Source organism: Alteromonas sp. 1_MG-2023 (genome assembly GCF_030547075.1).
Classification (GTDB): Bacteria; Pseudomonadota; Gammaproteobacteria; order Enterobacterales; family Alteromonadaceae; genus Alteromonas.
Map to the genome: position 1 here is coordinate 164,792 of NZ_JAUOQH010000010.1, position 6,889 is coordinate 171,680.

The window sequence follows — 6,889 nt, forward strand, 5'->3', positions numbered from 1 at the left end:
TGAATCGTTGCACTTAATTAACTGGCCGAGTTTAGTTAACAACTGTCAGGGCTTGGCCAATTAACTTTATATGCCGAACCAGTTTACACCGTTATAGAAAAAGTCGAATTATCCGGTAAATTCGCAGAATCTTGTTGTGGAGGCGGTGGCGGCTTACCCATACCGGCTAATTCAGCCACATTTTTACCGTCAAATCCGGCACTGCTTAGTGCAGTGTTTAATGACTTACTTGGCTCGATACCCGCCTCTTTAAATTGCTCAACAATTGAAGCTGCATCATCGCTTGATAGGTTTTCAGGATCGAAAGAAGATAAAATAGAGCTTACAGACTCTTTTTGTGAATCGGTAAGTGCTTGTCCTTCAGGGCGAGGCGGCATACCAGCGTGCATGGTGGAACTGTTTACAGATGAAATCATTATTACCTCACTAGAAATAGTATACGTTTTAACCTTATCGACCATTAAAGCTGAAATTTAGGTATATTCATCTTCTTTACGCAAGCTTTACACTTCAAAAAGTAATGGGCAAGTATTGAGCAAGTGTAGGACAGTGCTTGTTTCCTTTTCGTAAATTGATATGCTGCATCAATGTCGGCCTCAAAAAGCTACGTTGTTCTCATGCGGATATTGCGGATGGGGCTGATGTTGTAAACAGTGCGCGCGGAAATAAAAAAAATCAATAATGGAAGTGAAGAAACGTAAATGAAGGTGCTTTGGCGTCTGTGTGTTTTATATCTTATCTTAATGACCTGCTTTACGAGTCATGCTGCGCCGTCAGCGAATGTACCCATAAAGCCTCGCATCATTATTATTCTGGATGACTTAGGCTACCGACAATCAGACTTAGCCGCCTTTAGGTTGCCAAGCGAAGTTACGTTCTCAATACTACCGCAAACCCCTCTTGCGCAAACTATTTCACGTAAAGCCGAGCAACAAGGCCGCGCTGTCATGTTACACATGCCAATGCAATCCACCAGTGGCAAAGCCATGGGACCTTTGGGTTTATCTACCGATATGTATCCTGCTGCGATTACTCACACGTTAAGAGCTGCGCTTAAAAGTGTACCAAATGCCGTAGGCGTAAATAACCATATGGGCAGTGCGTTCACGGTGGAAGAACAAGCCATGCAAACGATTATGGAAGAGATTAAACGCCAAGGGCTTTTCTTTGTAGATAGCAGAACCAGTGTATATACCACAGCACAAAAAGTGGCAGAACGTTTAGGAGTACCTAATACGAGTAGACAGGTATTTCTTGATAACGATCGCTCAACTAGGTCACTTTACAAACAGTTTGAATACACTAAAAAACTCGCTAAACGCAACGGCACTGTGGTGGTTATTGCCCACCCTTACCCCGAAACGCTCACTTTTCTAACACAAATATTGCCCACCTTGGCTAATGAAGGTATTACGCTAACGTCGGTAGATGAGTACTTCTCTGAATCATCCTCAGAATCATTTTCTGAATTATCCTCTGAATTAGACAAGGATATAGACGTCTTATCAAGCAAGGACGTAGACAAAAACGCATTATCAGAAGCGATAGCGGCTGCACCGAACGAATAACAAATCTAATAGTACAACCTGCCTCAGTTGGCCTTATCGCATTTTGTTCTGTTCAAGATTGAAAATATCATAGGGTAAAGTTTTTCATTCCCAATAAAATGTTATATTATAACGTCTCTGGCAGAGTTATCCTGCGGTTTTTGGCGCTTGTTTAGTTAGATGCGCGTTATAGTTTTAAAGGTGTGATGAGATGAATTCGGTAGACGACAATCCAACAAAATTAGACAGATTAGGCATTTGGGTGTCGAGTTTGTGTGCGTTGCATTGCTTAGCGCTACCTGTTGCCGTGCCTTTATTGCCGCTTATTGGTTCTTCTTTTTTCGCGCAAGTTTGGTTCGAACGCAGCATTTTAACCATATCGATAATTATCGGCACCGTAGCCCTTATCGGTGGTGCCACGCGCTACCATGGGCGTTATTACCCGTTAGCGCTGCTACTTACCGGTGGTGCGATTTATTGGAATAAGAACATGTTTGGTGAAGCTTACGAACCCTTTACCATAGCGGTGGGAGCGTTACTTATTGTATCTGGCCACTGGATCAACATGCGTTTATGCCGTCAATGTAAGTGCTGTAGAGAAACTGTATTTTCTGATCACTTGTCTGCCGAAATAGAGTAGGTTGAGAGCAGAGTAGGTTGAGAGCAGAGTAGGTTTGGAGCCGAGCGCACAAAGCATTTAATTTATAAGTGCTTATTACAAGTGCTTATTACAAGTGCTTAGTCTACAAGCGCAAGATTTACAGGCATTTAATATACAGCCACTTTATTTGCAGATGCTTAAGCGAGAACACCCTTCGCAATATCAGGCACATTAGTAAAAATACCGGTCACCCCCCACTGTTTTAACTGCAGCATATCTTCCGGTTCGTCTACCGTATAAACATACACATCTAATCCAGCAAGTTTGGCTTCATTGACAAAATCTTGATTCACTATGTCTAAAGCAATATTTATAGACTTTGCCTTTAACTGGCGGGCGCAATGGGTAGCATCGAGCGCGTAGGTCGCCGTTAGCGCACCAGTAGCAACTTCAGGCCATAAGCCACTTATAGCAGCTAACCAATGGTGATTAAACGAAGATATCAACAGGGTGTCAGGCTCAATGTTAGCCTCTTCTACTGCTCGCTTAACATCTCGTACCCAGCTTTCTGCATTGTGTAGATGCTTTACTTCAATGTTGCATAATGCGCCAACCGGTAGGGTAGCCAATACGTCTTCTAAGGTAGGAATAGTTTCGCCATCACCGGCATCTAGTTGCTTTAATTGCGCCAGTGGGGTCTGTAATAGAAGCCCTGAGCCATTAGTCGTGCGACCTAATGTTTTGTCATGAAATACCACTATGGCTTCATCATGTTGGTAGGTGTCGAACTCTATACCATCAGATTGCAGTGCAAAGGCGAGGGTAAATGCCTGTAAGGTGTTCTCTGGCGCAGTAGCGCTAGCACCTCTGTGCGCAATAATAAGCATCAGGTTTCTTCCTTTTCAGCTGCGCCAGTCAATTTATGGGTATTTAGGGTTTCATAAATAGAAGCTGAAGTAATTAAAATGCCGCCTAGAATGGTTTTGGCACTAGGGTTTTCGTCTAGCAGTAATACGGCAAGGATCACGCCATAGAAAGGCTGCATGCACGCGATGAGAGAAAAGGTTTTGGCTCGCAGGTGACGCAAACTAGCTGCTATTAATGCATGAGGTAAGGCGGTAAACACCGTGCCTAACAGTAACAACATTAGCCATGCACTCATGGGGGCTTCAACAATTTCATCGCTGCCCGTGGGCAACAAAAATATCGCAATAACAAGCGTTTGCCACGCCATCGCTTTTGCCCCACTGTATTGCTTAAAGTGCTTTCGATGAATTAAGTTTCTAAACGCATAAAGCACCGCAGACGCAATACCAACCACCACGCCTAGCGTAATATCATTATCTAAAGACGTTTCAGGTACGATAAAGTACACGCCAGCAATCACGGTAAGTGCAGAGACTACGTCTTGCCAGACTAAATGAGACTTTTCGAAAAACGGTTCTATCAGCACGGTTATTACAGGGAAGGTGAATAGCGCTATCATGCCTACAGACACACTTGAGTATTGCATGGCTGCAAAGTAGGTTACCCAATGCAGCGCCATTAAAATACCTAGGCCTATGGCAATCAAATAATCTTTGCCGCTCGTCAGCGTTAAGTTTTCATTCGAAAACTTTAAAAAGATAAACAACGCGATACAAGCAAACATTGAGCGCATTAGCGTAATATCACTGGCACTGAGTGGCACAAAGTGAGAAAACAGCGCTGTACCGCCCAGTAATGCAACGGTAAAGTGCAGTGATATCAGGCTCTTTTTTACTGCATTCATAAACTAGCTTGTTGGCGCATGCTTGCCTAAATCAGCGCTTTTATCTTCGCTTTCATTTTCACTTACACTAACATTAGCGCTCGCACTTTGGTTCGCATTGAACGCCATTGGCTCACCCAATCGGGTAATTTGGCCAGGGGCGAGTGCATCAAAATCAATCATGTCTTTCTCGAAACATACCACAATGGTTGAGCCTAGTTTAAAGCGACCTAGTTCGTCACCTTTCGCTAAGTGTACGCTTGCTTCGGTATCTTTCTCGTAAGACCAATGTTGTACATTTTTACCCGTAGGCGGCGACACAGTGCCCGCCCAAACGGTTTCTATACTGGCCACAATCGTTGCACCCACTAACACCATAGCCATTTTGCCTACTGGCGTATCGAATAACGCTACAACCCGTTCGTTACGAGCAAACAAGCCAGGAATATTTTGTGCGGTTAGCGGATTTACTGAGAACAACTCACCAGGAACATAAACCATGTCGGTAAGCGTTCCCTCTACCGGCATGTGAATGCGGTGGTAGTCGCGAGGGGCTAAATAAATGGTGGCAAATTTTCCGTCTTTGAACGGTGCGGCTAAATCGGGTTTGCCGCCTAGTAAGCTGGTAAGGCTGTAATCATGCCCTTTGGCCTGAAATATACTGTCAGCTTCAATGTCGCCAAATTGACTTACCGTGCCATCTACCGCTTGAATTAACACATCTTCTCGTGGGTCAATAGTGCGAACTTCAGGCTTCAATGGGCGAGTGAAGAAAGCGTTGAAACTGCGGTAATGGGCAGGATCTGAATGTAACGCCTCGCTCATATCAACATTATATTGCTTGATGAAAAGCTTGATAAGAAACGTAGTGAAACCACCAAGCTCTGCTGCCGCTAATTTGCCTACTAGGCGTGACAACAAATGTTTAGGGGTAATGTATTGTAAGTTTATTTTAAGCCAGTCCAGCACGAAAGCTCTCCATTAAAAAGACAGGTTAATTGTACCCTAACTTATATGCACGTAAGCAACTTTAAGATTATGTATGCTACAAACTTGGAATAAGCGAGAAGGGCGGGCTTGTTGAAACTGTATCTGTATTTTATTTCAACAAGCCAAAAAAATAGTAAAAGTTAGCCTTATGCGCCAGGAGGTTGGCTATGGCTCGGGCGTTGCTCGTCCATGGTAGTTAAAATTTTATGATAACTGGCAAAACGCTCGGCATTAATTTTACCTTCATCTACGGCTTCCCTAAGAATACAGCCAGGGTCGTTAAGGTGTTTGCAGTCCCGGAATTTGCAGCCACCTAAGTAGTCTCTAAATTCAATAAAACCCCAAGTAATTCGTTCGGTTGGTATATGCCATAAGCCAAACTCGCGCACGCCTGGAGAGTCAATTAAATCGCCGCCAGCGGGTAAATGCAGTAGCTTGGCTGCGGTAGTGGTGTGTTGGCCTAAGCCTGAGTTATCTGACACTTCACCAGTGAGTATGTCGGCACCAGGCAAAACTTGATTAATTAAGCTAGATTTCCCCACACCTGATTGACCAACGAAAACACTCACGTTGTTATCTAAGTAGGCATTAAGTTCATCAATACCTTCACCGGTTTTACAGCTGGTGAAAAGCACTTCATAACCTAAATCGTTATAAACGGTTAATTGTGCATTAATGGTTTCTCGCTCACTTTGTGAAAGGAGCTCCACTTTGTTTAAAACAATAAACGGCGTAATGCCAATGTCTTCACAGGCCACTAAATAGCGGTCGATAATGTGGGTAGACAATGAAGGTAGGGTAGCGCTTACCACTATAATTTTATCGATATTGGCCGCAATGGGTTTTATGCCATCGTAAAAGTCAGGGCGAGTGAGCACTGAATGGCGGTCGTTAACAATTTCAATTACACCGCGAACAGAGCCCGAGTCGGCATCGTCACCTTTACTAAATAGTACCTTATCACCACAAACTACTGAATCGACGGTGCGGCGAATATGGCACCGAGACACATTGCCCTCGGTATCTTCGACATCGGCATGTTTACCAAAGCGACCGGTGACAACACCACTCACCAGTTGGCTTTCATCTAGTGAGGCTTGTTTGTTATCCCCATGCTTATCTTGCAACCGTTTACTTCTATTAGCTGCAACTTGGCGTTTCTGTCTGTGTGTAAGTTTTGGTTTTTTCGCCACGATTCTTTTCTAGTTCACGTATACTGCGGCTATAATAACGTTTGTAGGGCATGGTTGCCATGCCTCAGTACTATGAGGAAGCCGATGACAAAGCACGACAGCAATTTAGTCTGGATAGATATGGAAATGACAGGACTCGATCCTGAGACTTGTGTGGTAATGGAAATAGCCACGATAGTGACGGACGCTCAGTTAAATGTTCTCGCAGAAGGCCCTGTTATTGCTGTGCATCAACCTGATAACGTACTTGATAATATGGATGAGTGGTGCACGCGGGTACATGGCGAAACTGGGCTTACTGCGCGTTGTCGTGCCAGCACGGTGACTGAAGCTGAAGCTGCGCGCCAAACTATGGCGTTCTTGGCAGACTATGTCGATGCAGGTAAGTCTCCGCTGTGTGGTAACACTATAGGCCAAGATAGACGCTTTATGGTGAAATACATGCCAGAGCTAGAAGAATACTTCCATTATCGCAGTATTGATGTGAGCAGCGTAAAAGAGCTGATTAAGCGATGGAAGCCTGAAGTGTTAGAGGGGTTCGATAAAAAGGGTGTTCATCTTGCCCTTGATGATATTCGCGAGTCTATTGAAGAAATGCGCTACTATCGTGAGAAAGTGTTCACGATTTAGCCGACAATGGTGCGTTTGTACAAAAAAATCCAATTAATGGTTGCCAAATAAAATTATTTTTGTACAATGCGCACCACTTCAAAACGAAGTGCCTTTTTTTGTATGCGGGAATAGCTCAGTTGGTAGAGCACGACCTTGCCAAGGTCGGGGTCGCGAGTTCGAATCTCGTTTCCCGCTC

The 6,889-nt window shown here is 44.1% G+C and carries 8 protein-coding genes and 1 tRNA gene; 4 read left to right on the forward strand and 5 right to left on the reverse strand.

From position 1 onward, the window contains the following. Positions 1-83: 83 nt before the first annotated feature. Positions 84-416: a hypothetical protein gene (locus Q4561_RS12440; RefSeq protein ID WP_303460843.1), complete on the reverse strand. Its 333-nt coding sequence runs from the start codon at positions 414-416 to the stop codon at positions 84-86. A 285-nt stretch (positions 417-701) separates the two neighbouring features. Between Q4561_RS12440 and Q4561_RS12445 the strand changes: the two genes are divergently transcribed. Together Q4561_RS12445 and Q4561_RS12450 are read left to right on the forward strand one after the other, a co-directional pair. Beyond that, positions 702-1,568 carry a divergent polysaccharide deacetylase family protein gene (locus Q4561_RS12445; protein ID WP_303460844.1) on the forward strand — a complete coding sequence of 289 codons (867 nt, stop codon included), beginning with the start codon at positions 702-704 and terminating at the stop codon, positions 1,566-1,568. 190 nt (positions 1,569-1,758) lie between these two features. Continuing rightward, positions 1,759-2,187 (forward strand): MerC domain-containing protein, encoded by a 429-nt coding sequence (locus tag Q4561_RS12450; RefSeq protein WP_303460846.1) that lies wholly within the window; start codon positions 1,759-1,761, stop codon positions 2,185-2,187. Positions 2,188-2,345: 158 nt separating this feature from the next. Here the strand turns inward: Q4561_RS12450 and Q4561_RS12455 are convergent, their stop codons facing one another. From Q4561_RS12455 to rsgA, 4 genes are all read right to left on the reverse strand, one after another. Next, positions 2,346-3,035 (reverse strand): glycerophosphodiester phosphodiesterase family protein, encoded by a 690-nt coding sequence (locus tag Q4561_RS12455; RefSeq protein WP_303460848.1) that lies wholly within the window; start codon positions 3,033-3,035, stop codon positions 2,346-2,348. Beyond that, complete coding sequence (locus tag Q4561_RS12460) at positions 3,035-3,919, reverse strand: DMT family transporter (RefSeq protein ID WP_303460850.1); 885 nt, start codon at positions 3,917-3,919, stop codon at positions 3,035-3,037. The genes Q4561_RS12455 and Q4561_RS12460 overlap by 1 nt, the downstream gene beginning before the upstream one ends. Positions 3,920-3,922: 3 nt before the next feature. Beyond that, the gene (asd, locus tag Q4561_RS12465) at positions 3,923-4,867 is read right to left on the reverse strand and encodes an archaetidylserine decarboxylase (protein ID WP_303460852.1); all 945 of its coding nucleotides are present in this window, start codon (positions 4,865-4,867) and stop codon (positions 3,923-3,925) included. A 167-nt stretch (positions 4,868-5,034) separates the two neighbouring features. Continuing rightward, on the reverse strand, positions 5,035-6,081 hold the full coding sequence (gene rsgA / locus Q4561_RS12470) for a small ribosomal subunit biogenesis GTPase RsgA (RefSeq protein ID WP_303460854.1): 1,047 nt from the start codon (positions 6,079-6,081) through the stop codon (positions 5,035-5,037). Positions 6,082-6,165: 84 nt separating this feature from the next. Here rsgA and orn point away from each other — a divergent pair, with 84 nt between their 5' ends. Both orn and Q4561_RS12480 read left to right on the forward strand, forming a co-directional pair. Further along, positions 6,166-6,711 (forward strand): oligoribonuclease, encoded by a 546-nt coding sequence (gene orn / locus Q4561_RS12475; RefSeq protein ID WP_303460856.1) that lies wholly within the window; start codon positions 6,166-6,168, stop codon positions 6,709-6,711. 104 nt (positions 6,712-6,815) lie between these two features. Continuing rightward, a tRNA-Gly gene (locus tag Q4561_RS12480) sits at positions 6,816-6,888 on the forward strand. The last annotated feature ends 1 nt before the right edge of the window (position 6,889 follow it).

Excerpts from the sequence above, each read along its gene's own strand:
- Q4561_RS12440 (WP_303460843.1), bottom strand. The coding sequence starts at position 416 with ATGATTTCATCTGTAAACAGTTCCACCATGCACGCTGGTATGCCGCCT.
- Q4561_RS12445 (WP_303460844.1), top strand. The coding sequence starts at position 702 with ATGAAGGTGCTTTGGCGTCTGTGTGTTTTATATCTTATCTTAATGACC.
- Q4561_RS12450 (WP_303460846.1), top strand. The coding sequence starts at position 1,759 with ATGAATTCGGTAGACGACAATCCAACAAAATTAGACAGATTAGGCATT.
- Q4561_RS12455 (WP_303460848.1), bottom strand. The coding sequence starts at position 3,035 with ATGCTTATTATTGCGCACAGAGGTGCTAGCGCTACTGCGCCAGAGAAC.
- Q4561_RS12460 (WP_303460850.1), bottom strand. The coding sequence starts at position 3,919 with ATGAATGCAGTAAAAAAGAGCCTGATATCACTGCACTTTACCGTTGCA.
- orn (WP_303460856.1), top strand. The coding sequence starts at position 6,166 with ATGACAAAGCACGACAGCAATTTAGTCTGGATAGATATGGAAATGACA.